Source organism: Ruegeria sp. BJ5, assembly GCF_056537865.1.
Map to the genome: position 1 here is coordinate 15,816 of NZ_JBQFSH010000005.1, position 16,057 is coordinate 31,872.

The window sequence follows — 16,057 nt, forward strand, 5'->3', positions numbered from 1 at the left end:
CATGACCGAAGATACCAAGTTCCATCACGGCGATGCGGTCAAAGACGTGGCCCCGGTCGTCGAAATGAAAGAGATCGAAAAGCATTTCGGCAACATCATCGCGTTGGCGGGCGTCAGTTTCGACGTCAAGCCGGGTGAATGCCACTGTCTACTGGGTGACAACGGGGCGGGCAAATCGACCTTCATCAAGACGATGTCGGGCGTGCACAAACCCACCAAGGGCGAGATCTATTTCGAAGGACAGCCGATGTCCTTCGACACGCCCCGCGACGCGATGGAGGCGGGCATTGCCACCGTGTTCCAGGACCTGGCGATGATCCCGCTGATGAGCGTCACGCGCAATTTTTTCATGGGGCGCGAGCCGACCAAGGGGAAAGGCCTGCTGAAACGGTTCGACATCGAACACGCCAACCAGGTCTGCATGGAAGAGATGCGAAAGATGGGCATCAACCTGCGCGGCCCCGATCAGGCGGTAGGCACTTTGTCGGGGGGTGAGCGTCAGACCGTGGCGATTGCCCGCGCGGTCTATTTCGGCGCCAAGATCCTGATCCTGGACGAACCGACCTCGGCACTGGGTGTGCGGCAGACATCGAACGTGCTGGCCACCATCGACAAGGTGCGCCACCAGGGCATCGGCGTGGTCTTCATCAGCCACAACGTCCGGCACGCGCTGGCCGTGGGCGACCGGTTCACGGTTCTGAACCGCGGCAAGACGCTGGGCACCGCCCGGCGCGGCGAGATCTCGCCCGAAGAGCTGCAGGACATGATGGCCGGCGGGCAGGAGATGGCCGAGCTGGAAGGGTCGCTGGGCGGTACCGTCTGAAGGTTTCTCCCCGGTGTCCCGCATCATGCGGGGCACCAAAATCACCAGGGTCCGGGAGGCCGGGCCACCCGGTCCGGGTGGTGGGCGTGTCGGATCCTTTCACGACAGAATGATTGCAACGGATTGCCCACAGCGGCCTCGTTCTGAAAGGGATCATGATGAGCAAGACAATCCGACTGACCGCGGCGCAGGCCCTGGTGCGTTACCTTGGCGCGCAGATGAACGAAGACGGCGAGCCCTTCATCGCCGGTGTCTGGGCGATTTTCGGCCATGGCAACGTGGCCGGTCTGGGCGAGGCGCTGCACGGAGTGCGCGACAGCCTGCCCACCTATCGCGGTCACAATGAACAGACCATGGCCCATTGCGCCATCGCCTATGCCAAGCAGATGCGGCGCAGCCGCGCCATGGCGGTCACCTCGTCGATCGGGCCCGGGGCGACCAACATGGTCACCGCCGCCGCGCTGGCGCATGTGAACCGCCTGCCGGTGCTGCTGTTGCCGGGCGATGTGTTCGCCAGCCGTGGCCCCGACCCCGTTCTGCAACAGACCGAGGATTTCACCGACGGCACCGTCAGCGCCAATGACTGTTTCCGCCCGGTCAGCCGCTATTTCGACCGGATCACCCGGCCCGAACATCTGCTGACCGCCCTGCCGCGCGCCTTCCGCACCATGACCGACCCGGCCGATTGCGGGCCGGTGACCCTGGGCTTTTGCCAGGACGTGCAGGCCGAGGCCTATGACTATCCGCTCAGCTTCTTCGAGCCGCGCATCTGGCATCAGCGCCGCATCCGCCCCGACGCAGCCGAGCTGGCCCGCGCCGCCGAGGCCATCCTGTCAGCCAAACGCCCGATCATCGTGGCCGGCGGCGGTGTCCATTACTCCGGCGCGACCGACGCGCTGCAGGCCTTGGCCGAGACCCACAACATTCCCGTGGCCGAAACGCAGGCCGGCAAATCGGCCCTGGCCTGGGATCACCCGCTGAACCTGGGTCCGGTCGGCGTGACCGGGGGCGAACCCGCCAACGCCGTATGCGCCGAGGCGGACTTGATCCTAGGCATCGGCACGCGGTTTCAGGACTTCACAACCGGGTCCTGGGGGCTGTTTTCCAACCCCGAGCGCAAGATGGTCTGCCTGAACACCGCCGCCTATGACGCCGCGAAACACGGCGCGATGCCGCTGTTGGCCGACGCGCGGGTCGGGATCGAGGAACTGGGCGCAGCCCTGCAGGGCTATCGCGCCGATCCGGTGGCCGACACGCTCAAGGCTGAGTGGTTTGCCAAGGTCGATGCGCTGACCGATGCGCCGGGCGACGCCAACGCGCTGCCCACCGACATGCAGGTGGTGGGTGCGGTGCAGCGCGCGGCGCATGACGACACGGTGGTGATGTGCGCCGCCGGCACCATGCCGGGCGAGCTGCACAAGCTGTGGAAGGCGCCGCGTCCGGGGACCTATCACATGGAATACGGCTTCAGCTGCATGGGCTACGAGATCGCCGGCGCCATGGGCATCAAGATGGCCCAGCCCGACCGCGACGTGATCTGTTTCACCGGGGACGGCACCTACATGATGGCCAACTCGGAAATGGCGACGGCGGCGATGATGGGCGTGTCCTTCACCGTGGTGATCACCGACAACCGGGGCTTTGGCTGCATCAACCGGCTGCAGATGGGCACCGGCGGGGCCGAGTTCAACAACTTGCTGGACCATGCGGTGCACGAGACGCCCTCGGCCATCGACTTTGCGGCCCATGCGGCGGCGATGGGGGCGACCTCGGTCAAGGTCGGCTCGATCGCCGAGCTGGAAGAGGCGCTGGCAAAGCGCGCTGAAGTCAAAGGCCCCTATGTGATCGTCATCGACACCGACCCGTACCCCTCGACCGAATATGGCGGCACGTGGTGGGAAGTGGCGGTGCCCGAGGTCAGCACCCGCCCTGCAGTGAAAGAAAAACGTGCGGCCTACGAGGCTGCCATCAAGGAAAGAAACACCAAATGAGCGTGAAGATCGGCATCTCTCCGATTGCGTGGCAAAATGACGACCTGCCCGACCTGACGGCGGCGTTCACGATGGAGCAGGCCCTGAAAGAGGCGCGTCAGATCGGCTATACCGGGGTTGAGCGCGGGCAGCGCATGCCCGCCGATACCGCAGGCCTGCGCGCCTACTTGGAAGAAAATGACCTTGCCCTGTGCGGCGGCTGGTGTTCGGGCAATTCGCTGGTCAATGACTTCGCCGCCGAACGCGACGCGGTGCGCGCACAGGTCGAACAGTTCGTGGCGCTGAACAGCCCTTGCATCGTCTATGCCGAATGCTCGAACACGGTTCAGGGCCAGATCGGCACCCCGGTCAATGACCGCCCACAGCTGTCGAAAGACGAGATCAAGGCCTACGGCGCCAAGATCACCGAACTGGCCAAGTGGATGGCCGATGAGGGCATGCCGATGGCCTATCACCACCACATGGGTACGATCATCGAAGGCGAAGATGACGTGAACTGGCTGATGGACGGATCCGGCCCCGAGGTGAGGCTGTGCTTTGACACCGGGCATCTGCTGTTCGGCGGCGGTGATGTGCTGGCCACGCTGAACCGTTGGGGTGATCGGGTTCACCACGTGCATTTCAAGGACATCCGCCCCGGCATCGTGCGCGACACGCGCGGCAACCGGCGCAGTTTCCTGGATGCGGTGATCGCAGGGGCCTTCACGGTGCCCGGCGATGGCTGCATCGACTTTCAGGAGGTCGCCCATGCGTTGAAAGCCATGGATTACGAAGGCTGGATCGTGGTCGAGGCCGAGCAGGACCCGGCCAAGGCGCCGCCCTATGAATACTCGAAGATGGGCTATGACCACATCGTCGAGGTCTGCAGTCAGGCCGGATTGACGATCACGGCCTGATCTTTCGCGCCCCCGGGGCGCCGCCATGGGAAAGGAGCGTTTCATGGTCCATCAGCAACCTGGTTTCGTCGGCTATTTCGGTCGTGAGTCCTGTGATCTGGACGAATTCAAGGTGCTGACCTCGCAAAGTCTGCTGCCCGAGCAGGTGCCCCACGCGGCCGCGGTGGAAAAGGACGTGCCGATCTATGACATGCATGCGCTGCGCCCCGCCTTGGAAACGCCCGAAGCACGGCGCGCCCTGCTGGCAGAATGGGGCTGGGTTCTGGGTCAGTCGGCCGGGGTGATCGCGCTGAAAGGCGCCTATGCCGATGCCGCGGTCATCGACCGGGCGACCGAGGTGTTTCGCCAGATCATCGAAGATGAGCGTCAGGCCGGGGGTGGCGAGGGCGATCACTTTGCGGCCTCGGGCGCGAATGACAGGGTGTGGAACGCGCTGCAAAAGCAATGCCTGCGCGACCCCGAGGGCTTTGCGCTCTATTTCGGCAACACGGCGATTGCCGCCGCCTGCGAGGCCTGGCTGGGCCCCGACTACCAGATGACCGCGCAGATCAACCAGGTGCGGCCGGGCGGCAAGGCGCAGCAGGCGCATCGCGACTATCACCTGGGGTTCCAGACCGCCGACAAGGCGGCGCAGTTCCCGGCGCATGCCCATATGGTCACCGCCGCGCTGACCCTGCAGGGCGCGGTTGCCCATTGTGACATGCCCATCGAGAGCGGCCCGACCAAGCTGTTGCCCTTCTCGCAGCTGTATGGCCCCGGCTATGTCGCGTTCCACGACGACGCGCATCGGGCGCATTTCGAACGGGCCTGCATCCAGTTGCCGCTGGCCAAGGGCGATGCGGTGTTCTTCAACCCGGCGCTGTTCCATGCCGCCGGCGAAAACAGCAGCGCCGACATCCACCGGATGGCCAACCTTCTGCAGGTTTCGTCGGCCTTCGGACGGGCGATGGAGGCTGTGGACCGCAATGCGATGTGTGTGGCCGTTTTCCCCGCACTGATGGCGCTGAAACAGCGTGGCAATCTGGATGATGCCCGGATCGACGCCGCAATCGCGGCCACCGCCGAAGGCTATCCCTTTCCGACCAATCTGGATACCGATCCGCCGGTGGGCGGAAACGCTCCGCCCAGCCAGGCCGACATCCTGCGCCGGGCGGTGTCGGACAGCTGGACGCAGGCGCAGCTGGAACAGGCGCTGGACGCGCTGCAGGCGCGGCAGGCGGCATGACGGAACCCGGGCGGCTGGTGCTGCCCCAACACAGGTGAAACCGATGGCAGAACTTCTGAGAAAACCCTTCGGAACCCACGGCAAGGTGCATGACATCACGCCGGCCAGCGCCGGCTGGCGCTTTGTGGGCTTTGGCCTTTATCACCTGCGGGCCGGCGACCGCGCCGCCGAGGTCACCGGCGACCGCGAGGTCATTCTGGTGATGGTCGAGGGCAAGGCCCGGATCACCGGCGCCGGGCAGGATTGGGGCGTGTTGGGCGACCGGATGAACGTGTTCGAAAAATCTCCGCCCCATTGCCTGTACCTGCCCAACGGCACCGAGTGGGAGGCCACGGCCGAAACCGATTGCGTGATCGCCGTGTGCTCTGCCCCGGGCAAGGGCGGCCATGCCCCGCGCCGGATCGGGCCCGAGGGCATCACCCTGACCGAGCGCGGCAAGGGAACGAACACGCGCCACATCAACAACATCGCGATGGAGGCCGAGGATTACGCCGACAGCCTGCTGGTGACCGAGGTCTTTACCCCCAGCGGCCATTGGTCATCCTACCCCAGCCACCGGCATGACGAGGATGACTATCCCCGCATCACCTATCTGGAAGAGACCTATTACCACCGCCTGAACCCGGCCAGCGGCTTTGGCATCCAGCGCGTCTATACCGATGACGGTCAGTTGGACGAAACCATGGCCGTGTCCGATGGCGATGTGGTACTGGTGCCGCGCGGGCACCACCCTTGCGGGGCGCCCTACGGGTTCGAGATGTATTACCTGAACGTCATGGCCGGGCCGCTGCGCAAATGGCGTTTCGTTCCGGCGCCCGAAGTGGAATGGATCATGGAGCGCGACAAATGACCAAGACCTTTGCCATCTATCCCGGCCTCAAGGGGCGCACGGTGTTCGTGACCGGCGGGGCCTCGGGCATCGGGCGCGAGATCGTGCGCGGCTTTGCCGAGCAGGGGGCCAAGGTCGGCTTTGTCGACATCAACGCCGAGGGCGGAAACACGCTGCTGGCCGAACTGGACGGAAACCACGCCTTTGCCGCCTGCGACCTGCGCGACATCGCGGCGTTGCGGTCGGCATTCGAGGAACTCGCCGACGCGCTGGGCGCGGCGGACGTTCTGGTCAACAACGCCGCGCATGACGACCGGCACGACTGGCGCGAGGTGACGCTGGACTATTGGGACGAGCGCATGGCGACCAACCTCCGCCACATGTTCTTTGCCATCCAATCCGTGGCGCCCGGCATGATCGGCAAGGGCGCGGGGTCGATCATCAATATCGGCTCGAATTCCTGGTGGGAGGCCGGCGCGGGCTTTCCCGCCTATGCCACCGCGAAATCCGCAGTGCACGGCCTGACCCGCACCATGGCGCGGGAACTGGGCGATCACCGCATCCGGGTCAACACGGTCGTGCCCGGCTGGATCATGACCCAGCGCCAGAAAGACCTGTGGGTCACCCCCGAGGCGCTGGCAAAACAGATCGACCGCCAATGCCTGCCTGATCCGATCGACCCGGTCTATGTGGCGCGGATGGTGCTGTTTTTGGCCTCGGACGACGCGGCCATGTGCAGTGCCGGGAACTTCATGGTCGAGGGCGGCTCGATCTGACGACCTTGGGGCCTTCCATGCCCGGAATCGACGTGCGCCGATGCGCTGGTGCCGGTTGACGGATTGACACCCTGCAAGGGAAGATGCGGCATGATTTCCTATGTCACGGTCGGCGCGGACGACATCGCGCGTGCAAAACGGTTTTACTGCGCCTTTCTGCCGGATCTCGGCTATGCGCTGGAGGAAGGCCCAGAAGGGCTGAGTTTCGCCCTGCCGGTGCCGCCGGGCCAGCAGCCGGTTCTGCCGGAATTTTATGTCAAACCGCCTTTTGACGGGGCCGCGGCCTCGGCCGGGAATGGTGCGATGGTCGCGTTCGAGGCGCGCAATCAGCAGCAGGTGTGCGACCTGCACGCCGCCGCGCTGCGGGCCGGCGGGTCTGACGAAGGCCAGCCGGGCATTCGCGCCATGTACGGGCCGCGTTTCTATGTCGGCTATCTGCGGGACCCACAGGGCAACAAGATCGCCCTGTTTTCCAGCAATCCAAACGAACCGGGGCGTGACGACTAGGACCCGCCTGCGTATTCTGCAGAACGGCCCAGGTCGGGACGCTTAGCGCTGCGGCGGCGCACCAAAGGCGCGGATCACGGTGCGGGCGGCGGCCTCAACCGGGTCATGGGTTTCCTTCAGGATCGTCACCCGGTCGAACCGGTCGGGGTCACGATTTACGGCCTCGCGTAGGGCGGCGCCGAAGGCCATGCGCAGCTCGGTCCCGATGTTGAACTTGCAGATCGCGGTTTCACGCGCCAGCCGCGCGCGCTGTTCCACGGGCACGCCCGAACCGCCATGGATCACCAGCGGCACGTTGGTCACGGCCTGAATCCGGCGGATGCGGTCCTCGTCCAGTCCACCTTCCTTGTTCTGCTGAAGGTGGACGTTTCCGACCGAGATCGCCATCGCATCCACGCCGGTCTGGGCGGCGAAGGTGGCTGCCTCGTCCGGATCGGTCCCGGCCGAGCCTTCGCCGCCGGAATAGCCGACGAAGCCGATTTCGCCCTCGCACGAGATCCCGGCGGCGTGGGCCATTTCGGCAATCCCGGCGGTCTCGTCGATATTCTGCTGCAGGGGCTTGCGCGATCCGTCGAACATCAGCGAGGTGAACCCGCTGTCCAGCGCGATCTTGCACTCCTCGAACGTATAGCCGTGGTCCAGATGCGCCACGACGGGCACCGAGGCGTTTTCGGCCAGATACCGGAACATCTTGCCCAGAACCGGCAGCGGCGTGTGTTCGCGGCAGCTGGGGCCGGCCTGCAGGATCACCGGGGCGTTCTCGGCCTCGGCCGCGGCGACATAGGCGCGCATGTCCTCCCAGCCCAGCGTCACCAGGCCGCCGACGGCATAGCCCTGTTCATAGGCGGGTTGCAGGACGTCTTTGAGCGTAACGAGGGTCATTTGAACTTGGCGATCATGTCTTTGATGCCCGGGATCGTTTCGATCTGATAGGCATGGGTGGGTTGGAAATACTGCACCAGCGACCGCTGGGTCAGCCCGCCGAGGATGGTGAAGTAATACATCTCGTATCCCGGCAGCACGCAGCAGGGGTGATAGCCCTTGTCGATGCAGATCGTCGAGCCATCGACGATGTGATAGGCATCGCCCGGCGCGTTGTCCTCGCGCTGCAGCATCTGCAGGCCCGAGCCCCAGTTCGGTTTGAAACGGAAATTGTAGGTCTCGTCATGCCGGGTCTCGTCCGGCAGGCGGTTGGTGTCGTGCTTGTGGCTGGGAAAGCCCGACCAGCCGCCCTGACCCACGGTGAACAGCTCGCTCACCAGCAGGCGGCCGACCTTGTCATGCTGTTTCTGGCCCAGGATATGCTTGATCTTGCGATGGGTCTTGGTGTCGTCGCTGCCATATTGCACCAAGTCATGCTCGCGCACGTCGAACGGGTCCAGCACCTTGTCATACTTTGCGCCGGCCACGAACACCTCGGCCGTTTCCGACACGCAGACCATCTGCGCCCTTGCCCCTGACGGGACATAAGCCCCCTCGGGCTCGCCATCCCAGACATCCTCGCCCCGGTTGCCCAGATGGGCAAAGTGCACGCCCTCGACATCCACATCGACGCTGCCGGTGGCGGGCACGATGCAGGTCTCGTACCCTGGGACCTGGTATTCAAAGGCTTCGCCCCGCTTCAACTTGACGATGTTGAAATAGTTCAACGGTACGGTCGGGTCATCGACATCGACGATGGGTTTGTTCTGGTTGTCGAACGGGGGGATGTGCATCGGGCTCTCCTATCCGGCCGGGGTGGGGCCGGGGTGGGACGCAAGGAAAGCGTCCAGGTCTTCGGTGGTTGGCATGGCGGGCGCGCAGCCCGGTTTGGATACGACGATCGAGGCGCAGGCCGAGCCGCGCAACACCGCCTGTTCCAGCGAATGGCCCGCCGCGATCGAGGCCAGCAGCCCGGCCATGAAGCTGTCGCCCGCGCCGTTGGGTTTGACGGCGGTGACCGGGTAGATGCCGGTGTGGATCTCTTGCCCGTCGGTTAAGGTCACGGCGCCCTTTTCGCCCATCTTGTAGATGACGATGCGGCCGGGTTTCTCGGCCAGATCGCAGGCTTTCCGGAAGCCTTTCTCGATCCCACCGGCCATGAAGCCGAATTCTTCGTCATTGCCGACGATCATGTCGCTGGCCTCGCCCGCGCGCGACAGCACGTCGGCGGCGACCTGCGCCGAAGGCCAGCTGTAGGGCCGGTAGTCGATGTCGAAGATCACCGGCAGCCCGGCCTTGCGCGCGTTTTCGAAGGCGCGGAAGGTGGCGCTGCGCGACGGTTCGGCGGCAAACACGGTTCCGGCCGAGATCGCCGCGCTGAAACGGCCATAGTCGACCCGGTCCATGTCATCTTCGGTGACCTGAAAATCGACGGCGCCGTTTCGGTAGATGACGTTCTGAAAGTCCTCGATGCAGCTTTCATAGACCGCCAAGGACATGCGGTATTCACCGCCGACGACGCGGATGAAAGAGGTGTCGACACCATAGTGATGCAACTTGTTGAGGCAGAACCGCCCAACCGCGTCATCCGAGACGGAGGTGATCAGCGACGCCTGGCTGCCCAGCTTGACCAGACCCGCGCAGATATTCGCGGACGAACCGCCCAAGTCCGCGCGGAACATGTCGGCATGTTCGCTTTTGACACCGACCGGATCGGCGAACATGTCCATGCCAGCGCGCCCGAAAACGGCAAACCGGTTTCCTTTGATGCCGTCGATCAAGTGACTCAAACTGTACCTCCCAGGCATTTTGATCCCGCCGATCCGATGGACCTTGCATTGGATCGATTCTCACGATACTGATTTTGCAACCGGTTGCAATCAGTATGTTCGGAGCCGCCCAAAATGCGAGAAATCGGAATTGGAATCGTCGGAGGCGGCTATATGGGCAAAGCCCATTCGGTGGCCATGTCCGCCGTGGGCGCCGTGTTCGACACCGCGCTCAGACCGCGGCTCGAGATGATTTGCGCCTCAAGCCTTGACAGTGCCGAACGCTACCGCGCCGCCTACGGGTTCCGCCGTGCCACCGCCGACTGGCAGACCTTGGTCAAAGATCCGGTGGTCGAGGCCGTCGTGATTGCATCGCCCCAGTCCACCCACCGGCAGATAGCCGAGGCGGCGCTGGCGCTGGGCAAGCCGGTGCTGTGCGAAAAACCGCTGGGCGCGTCGCTTGAGGACAGCCGTGCCATGGTGGCGGCGGCCGAGGCCTCGGGCACCGTCAACATGGTCGGGTTCAACTATATCCGCACCCCGGCCAGCCAGTTTGCCCGCCAGCTGATCGCCGACGGCGCGATTGGCGACATCACATGGTTCCGCGGTGAACATACCGAGGATTTCTATGCCGACCCCGAGGCCCCGGCGACCTGGCGCACGACCGGCATGGCCAACGGCACCATCGGCGATCTGGCGCCGCACATGGTCAATGGCGCGCTGGCCTTGGTGGGACCGATCGCGCAGGTCATGGCCGATGTGGAAACCGTTCACCACACCCGGCCGGGCGGCGCGGTGACCAATGACGATCACGCCCAGATGATGTGCCGGTTTGAAAACGGCGTCATGGGGAACCTCTATTTCAGCCGTATCGCGACCGGCCGCAAAATGGGCTATGCCTACGAGATTTCGGGTACCAAGGGCGCGATCCGTTTTGACCAGGAGGATCAGAACGCCCTGTGGCTCTATCGCCGCGAAGGCCCCGAGGCCCAGTGCGGCTTCACCAAGATTCTGACCGGTCCGGCGCATCCCGATTATGAACCCTTCTGCCAGGGTCCTGGCCACGGCACCGGCTATCAGGATCAGATCATCATCGAGGCCAAGGATTTTCTGACCGCCATTCACTCCGGCCGGAACATCTGGCCCACCTTCCGGGATGGGCACGAGGTCAACCGGGTGCTGGCGGCGGCGCTGGCCTCGGCCGACAGTCGCGGCTGGCAGGACGTCGGCGCGTTCTAGGCCCGGCACGTTTTCCAACATCGTTCGCAGAGAGACCAAGACCATGGCAAAGTTGAAATGGGGCATGATCGGGGGCGGAGAAGGCAGCCAGATCGGGCCCGCCCACCGTCTGGGCGCACAGGCCGACGGCCTGTTCGAATTCGCCGCCGGCGCGCTGGACCACCGACCCGAGGCGGGGCGCGCCTATGCGCAGCGGCTGGGTGTGCCCGCCGACCGCGCCTATGGCGACTGGCAGGAAATGCTGGCCGGCGAAAAGGATCGGCCCGACCGGATCGACCTTGTGACCATCGCCACCCCGAACGCGACCCATTTCGAGATCGCCAAGGCGTATCTCGAGGCCGGGTTCAACGTGTTGTGCGAAAAGCCGATGACCATGACCGTGGAAGAGGGCGAGGAGATCGTGCGCGTGGCCCGGGCCTCGGGCAGGATCTGCGCGGTCAACTACTGCTATTCGGCCTATCCGATGGTGCGGCAGGCCCGCGCCACGGTCCGCGCAGGAGAGATCGGCAAGGTGCGTCTGGTCGTCACCAATTTCAGCCACGGCCACCATGGGGATGCCACTGACGCGGACAATCCGCGCGTGCGCTGGCGCTATGATCCGGCCATGGCGGGCGTGTCGGGGCAATTCGCCGATTGCGGCATCCACGCGCTGCACATGGCCAGCTTCATCTGCGATGACGAGGTCGCGACGCTGTCGGCCGACATGGCCTCGACCATTCCCAGCCGCCAGCTGGAGGACGACGCCATGGTCAATTTCCGGATGGAGGGCGGCACCGTGGGCCGGTTGTGGACCTCGTCCGTTGCGATCGGGCGGCAGCACGGGTTCGATATCCAGGTGTTCGGCGAGACCGGCGGGCTGCGCTGGGCCTCCGAACACCCCAACCAGCTGATCTACACCCCAGTCGGTGGACGAACCCAGATCATCGAAAAGGGCGAGGGCGGCTTGCATGAAGACGCGATGCGCCTGTCGCGCGTGGCGATTGCCCATCCCGAGGGCTTTCCGCTGGCCGTGGCCAATATCTATTGCGATCTGGCCGACGCGATCCGGGGCGAACCGCGCGATGGGCTGCCCAACGCCGCCGATGGCGTCCGCTCGATTGCCGCGGTGCACGCAGCGGTGGCCTCGGCCCGGGCCGAGGGCGCCTGGCAGGACGCGCGCCCGCCGATGTTCCGCTGATCAGGGGCGGGGCCGCAACGTGCCCCGCTCGATCACCCGGCAGGGAAAGATCCGCGCCTCGGGGTAGCGGTCGGGCGTCTTCAGCATCTCTTCCACCAGATCGACCGACGAGGTGATGATCTGCTTGATCGGCTGATGGATGGTCGTCAGGTTGATGTATTCCCAGCGCGACATCTCCATGTCGTTCAGGCCGATGATCCCGATGTCAGAACCCGGTTTCAGCCCGTGGTCGGCCAGCGCCGACAGCGCCCCGATCGACAGGATGTCGTCGCCGCAGAAATAGGCCTGCGCCGGGTCACCCGCCAGCAGGCGCAGCATCTCGGCCCGGCCGGCCTCGAAGGAGTAGGCCCCAGCGAAGGAGTGGCTGACGGGAACCTGCGGGTGGTTTGCCATTTCCTCGGTAAAGCCCCGTTGCCGGTCCCGCGCCGAGGTCGCATCGATCGGCCCGCCCAGATAGCCCACGCTGGCATAGCCCCGCGCGACCAGCTCGCGCGCGGCCATGCGTCCGCATTCCACATTGTCGATGCCCACCACATGCACCTCGGGCGAGGTCGCCGAGCGCCCGAAGGTGTGCACCACCGGCACGCCGGCATCGTGAAACGCCTTGGCAAAGCTGGGCGGCAAGGTCGACGAGGCGACGATCACCGCATCCACCGAATACTGCCGCAGCATGCGCACGGAATTGGCGGGCTCGGTCTCGTCGGTCAGGTTCACGATCAGCGGGCGCAGCCCGCGTTCCTGCAGGGCGCGGGTGAACTGGTCGAAAACCTCAAGAAAGATGGGATTGTGGAAGTTGTTCGAGATCAGCCCGATCAGCTTGGTCCGCCCCGTCGTCAACGACGAGGCCAGCGCGTTGGGGCTGTAGCCCAGTTCCTTGGCGGCCTTTTCCACCTTGGCGCGGGTCTTGGCCGAGACCGAGGCGCCCGGCGTGAAGGTGCGCGACACCGCCGACCGCGACACCCCGGCCAAGGCCGCAACTTCCTTCAGCGTAACGCTCACCTGCCTGGTCTCCTTCGTGCGGTCGATCGGGTCTGTTGAATGTCGCATCATTGCAAAAATGGTGCAATCGGTTGCAAGACATTTCCACCCCTGACGTCAGGTTCCAAAACGCTGCGGCCGTGATCCGACATTGTGATTCAATTTTCGTCAATATGACGGAAAAGTTGCCCGTTTCGTCAACTCGATTGCTGTGCCCGGACGGCGGCGCGGTCATACTGGAACCAGAGCAGAGGAGGAGGCGCACAATGAGTTGGAACGTCTGCGTCGTCGGGGCCGGAAAGATCGGACAGATGATCGCCGCCCTGTTGAAGAAATCGCACGACTATACCGTAACCGTGGCCGACCATGACCTTACGGCCTTGTCGGCGCTGAATAGGCAGGGCATCACCACCCGCCAGATCGACGCGGGCGACGAAGCCGGGCTGGCACAGGGGCTGGCGGGGTTCGATGCGGTGATCTCGGCCGCACCGTTTTTCCTGACGCCTGCGATCGCCAAGGCGGCCAAGGCCGCGGGTGCGCATTATTTCGACCTGACCGAGGATGTCGCCGCCACCAACGCCGTGCGCGAACTGGCCCGCGACAGTGACACCGCCTTCATGCCGCAATGCGGGTTGGCCCCGGGTTTCGTCGGCATCGCGGGGGCCTCTTTGGCGGCCGAATTCGACACGCTGGACAGCCTGCACATGCGGGTGGGCGCGCTGCCTCTCTATCCGACCAATGCGCTGAAATACAATCTGACCTGGTCCACCGACGGGCTGATCAACGAATACTGCAACCCCTGCGACGCCATCATGAATGGCGACCGGGTCAAGACCGCGCCGCTCGAGGATTACGAGATCATCGGCCATGACGGTGTGGAATACGAATGCTTCAACACGTCGGGCGGCTTGGGCACCTTGCCCGAGACGCTGGCCGGCAAGGCGCGCGCGGTGTCCTATCGCTCGATCCGCTATCCCGGCCATCGCGACATCCTGAAACTGCTGTTGACCGACCTGGGCCTAGGCCAGCGCCGCGACCTGTTGAAGGACATCTTTGAAACCGCGCTGCCGCGCACCGATCAGGACGTGGTTCTGGTCTATTGCACGGCCAAGGGCATGATCGACGGCGCGCTGCGCGAGAAATCCCTGATCAACAAGTCCTTTGCCCGCACCATTGACGGCCAGATCTGGAGCGCGATCCAGATCACCACCGCCGCCGGCGTTCTGGGCGTGGCCGACCTGATGCGTACGGGCGCGCTGCCCACCAAGGGCTTTGTCCGGCAAGAGCAGGTCAGGCTGGATGACTTCCTGAACACCGAATTCGGCCAGATGTACCGTGCTGGCGATGTGACACCCCAGAACAAGGCGGCCTGAACATGAAAGACGTAGTCATGACTGCAGAACACACACTCGAAAAACTGGGCCTTATGGCGGCCGAGATGACCGGCGGGACGCTGGAGGTCCGCTCGCCCATCGACGGCCGCGTGCTGGCGCGGGTGCATGAAACGCCCGTTGCCGACATGGACGCGGTCTTTGCCCGCGCCACGGCGGCCTTCAAGGCCTGGCGCACCGTGCCCGCCCCGCGCCGGGGCGAGCTGATCCGCCTGCTGGGCGAGGAACTGCGCGCTGCCAAGGAGGACCTCGGCGCGCTGGTCAGCTGGGAGGCCGGCAAGATCACCTCGGAAGGTCTGGGCGAAGTGCAGGAGATGATCGACATCTGCGACTTTGCCGTGGGTCTGTCACGGCAGCTGTACGGCCTGACCATCGCCTCGGAACGCCCCGGCCACCGGATGATGGAGACCTGGCACCCGGCCGGTCCGGTCGGCGTGATCTCGGCCTTCAACTTCCCGGTTGCGGTCTGGTCGTGGAACGCGGCGCTGGCGCTGGTCTGCGGCGATCCGGTGATCTGGAAACCGTCCGAGAAAACGCCCCTGACCGCGATGGCCTGTCAGAAGATCTTTGAAAAGGCCGTGGCCCGGTTCGGCGACGCGCCCGAGGGGCTGCTGCAACTGCTGATCGGCGGTGCCGATCTGGGCAAGGCGCTTGTGGCCAGCGAGGCGGTGCCGATCATTTCGGCCACCGGCTCGACCCGGATGGGCCGCGCGGTCGCGCCGATCGTGGCGCAGCGGTTCGGCAAGTGTATCCTGGAGCTGGGCGGCAACAACGCCATGATCGTCGGCCCTTCGGCCGATCTTGAAATGGCGGTGCGGGCCATCGTGTTCTCGGCCGTGGGCACCGCGGGTCAGCGCTGCACCACGCTGCGGCGGCTGATCGTGCACAACTCGATCCGTGCCGATCTGGTTGCGCGGCTGAAAAAGGCCTATGCCGGTCTGCCCATCGGTGACCCGCTGGCCGAAGGCACCTTGGTCGGGCCGCTGGTGGACGAGGCTTCGGGGCAGGCGATGGAGGCTGCGCTGAAGGCGGCCGAGGCCGAGGGCGGCACAGTCTTCGGCGGCAAGCGCGTGACCGATGGCGTGCCCGAGGGCGGTGTCTACATGAAGCCCGCGATCGTCGAAATGCCGGGCCAGACCGAGATCGTGAAGACCGAAACCTTCGCGCCGATCCTCTATGTCATGGGCTATGACGGTTTCGACGAGGCGCTTGAGATGCAGAACGACGTGCCGCAGGGCCTGTCGTCTTGCGTGTTCACGCTGAACATGCGCGAGGCGGAACAGTTCCTGTCGCCCGCCGGGTCCGATTGCGGCATCGCCAACGTGAATATCGGCCCCTCGGGCGCCGAGATTGGCGGCGCGTTCGGCGGTGAGAAGGAAACCGGTGGCGGACGCGAAAGCGGCTCGGATGCCTGGAAGGGCTATATGCGGCGCCAGACGAACACCGTGAACTACTCGGCCGAACTGCCGTTGGCGCAGGGCGTGAAGTTCGACATCTGAAAACCTGGCCCGGCGGCCTAGTGCGGCCGGGCCAAC

General features: G+C 64.9%; 15 protein-coding genes. 11 read left to right on the forward strand and 4 right to left on the reverse strand.

Annotated elements, in window-relative coordinates:
- Nucleotide 1 precedes the first annotated feature (1 nt).
- From ACR0NY_RS15505 to ACR0NY_RS15535, 7 genes are all read left to right on the forward strand, one after another.
- A complete protein-coding gene (locus ACR0NY_RS15505; RefSeq protein WP_170369995.1) occupies nt 2-823 on the forward strand; it encodes an ATP-binding cassette domain-containing protein in 822 nt (273 codons plus the stop codon).
- Nucleotides 824-981: 158 nt separating this feature from the next.
- Nucleotides 982-2,814, forward strand: coding sequence for a 3D-(3,5/4)-trihydroxycyclohexane-1,2-dione acylhydrolase (decyclizing) (gene iolD, locus ACR0NY_RS15510; RefSeq protein ID WP_170369993.1), 1,833 nt, complete (start codon nt 982-984; stop codon nt 2,812-2,814).
- Nucleotides 2,811-3,710, forward strand: coding sequence for a myo-inosose-2 dehydratase (iolE, locus tag ACR0NY_RS15515; protein WP_170369992.1), 900 nt, complete (start codon nt 2,811-2,813; stop codon nt 3,708-3,710). The genes iolD and iolE overlap by 4 nt, the downstream gene beginning before the upstream one ends.
- A 43-nt stretch (nt 3,711-3,753) precedes the next feature.
- A complete protein-coding gene (locus tag ACR0NY_RS15520) occupies nt 3,754-4,935 on the forward strand; it encodes a phytanoyl-CoA dioxygenase family protein (RefSeq protein ID WP_170369990.1) in 1,182 nt (393 codons plus the stop codon).
- A gap of 43 nt (nt 4,936-4,978) precedes the next feature.
- The gene (iolB, locus tag ACR0NY_RS15525; protein WP_170342557.1) at nt 4,979-5,785 is read left to right on the forward strand and encodes a 5-deoxy-glucuronate isomerase; all 807 of its coding nucleotides are present in this window, start codon (nt 4,979-4,981) and stop codon (nt 5,783-5,785) included.
- The gene (locus ACR0NY_RS15530; RefSeq protein WP_170369988.1) at nt 5,782-6,540 is read left to right on the forward strand and encodes an SDR family NAD(P)-dependent oxidoreductase; all 759 of its coding nucleotides are present in this window, start codon (nt 5,782-5,784) and stop codon (nt 6,538-6,540) included. Before iolB ends, ACR0NY_RS15530 begins: the two co-directional genes overlap by 4 nt.
- 90 nt (nt 6,541-6,630) lie before the next feature.
- Nucleotides 6,631-7,047 (forward strand): VOC family protein, encoded by a 417-nt coding sequence (locus ACR0NY_RS15535; protein ID WP_170369986.1) that lies wholly within the window; start codon nt 6,631-6,633, stop codon nt 7,045-7,047.
- 42 nt (nt 7,048-7,089) lie between these two features.
- Here the strand turns inward: ACR0NY_RS15535 and ACR0NY_RS15540 are convergent, their stop codons facing one another.
- Genes ACR0NY_RS15540 through ACR0NY_RS15550 form a run of 3 tightly spaced genes read right to left on the reverse strand, consistent with a single transcriptional unit; the run spans nt 7,090 to nt 9,776 of the window.
- A complete protein-coding gene (locus ACR0NY_RS15540) occupies nt 7,090-7,929 on the reverse strand; it encodes a class II fructose-bisphosphate aldolase (RefSeq protein WP_170342552.1) in 840 nt (279 codons plus the stop codon).
- A complete protein-coding gene (locus ACR0NY_RS15545) occupies nt 7,926-8,762 on the reverse strand; it encodes a 5-deoxy-glucuronate isomerase (protein WP_170369984.1) in 837 nt (278 codons plus the stop codon). Before ACR0NY_RS15545 ends, ACR0NY_RS15540 begins: the two co-directional genes overlap by 4 nt.
- A gap of 9 nt (nt 8,763-8,771) precedes the next feature.
- Complete coding sequence (locus ACR0NY_RS15550; protein WP_170342549.1) at nt 8,772-9,776, reverse strand: PfkB family carbohydrate kinase; 1,005 nt, start codon at nt 9,774-9,776, stop codon at nt 8,772-8,774.
- A 96-nt stretch (nt 9,777-9,872) separates the two neighbouring features.
- Here ACR0NY_RS15550 and ACR0NY_RS15555 point away from each other — a divergent pair, with 96 nt between their 5' ends.
- On the forward strand, nt 9,873-10,976 hold the full coding sequence (locus tag ACR0NY_RS15555) for a Gfo/Idh/MocA family protein (RefSeq protein WP_170369982.1): 1,104 nt from the start codon (nt 9,873-9,875) through the stop codon (nt 10,974-10,976).
- 43 nt (nt 10,977-11,019) lie between these two features.
- Complete coding sequence (locus ACR0NY_RS15560) at nt 11,020-12,153, forward strand: Gfo/Idh/MocA family protein (protein WP_170369980.1); 1,134 nt, start codon at nt 11,020-11,022, stop codon at nt 12,151-12,153.
- Here the strand turns inward: ACR0NY_RS15560 and ACR0NY_RS15565 are convergent, their stop codons facing one another.
- Nucleotides 12,154-13,152 carry a LacI family DNA-binding transcriptional regulator gene (locus ACR0NY_RS15565; protein WP_170369978.1) on the reverse strand — a complete coding sequence of 333 codons (999 nt, stop codon included), beginning with the start codon at nt 13,150-13,152 and terminating at the stop codon, nt 12,154-12,156.
- 245 nt (nt 13,153-13,397) lie between these two features.
- Between ACR0NY_RS15565 and ACR0NY_RS15570 the strand changes: the two genes are divergently transcribed.
- The gene (locus tag ACR0NY_RS15570; RefSeq protein WP_170369976.1) at nt 13,398-14,504 is read left to right on the forward strand and encodes a saccharopine dehydrogenase family protein; all 1,107 of its coding nucleotides are present in this window, start codon (nt 13,398-13,400) and stop codon (nt 14,502-14,504) included.
- A 2-nt stretch (nt 14,505-14,506) separates the two neighbouring features.
- Nucleotides 14,507-16,021 (forward strand): L-piperidine-6-carboxylate dehydrogenase, encoded by a 1,515-nt coding sequence (gene amaB / locus ACR0NY_RS15575; protein ID WP_170369974.1) that lies wholly within the window; start codon nt 14,507-14,509, stop codon nt 16,019-16,021.
- Nucleotides 16,022-16,057: the final 36 nt, after the last annotated feature.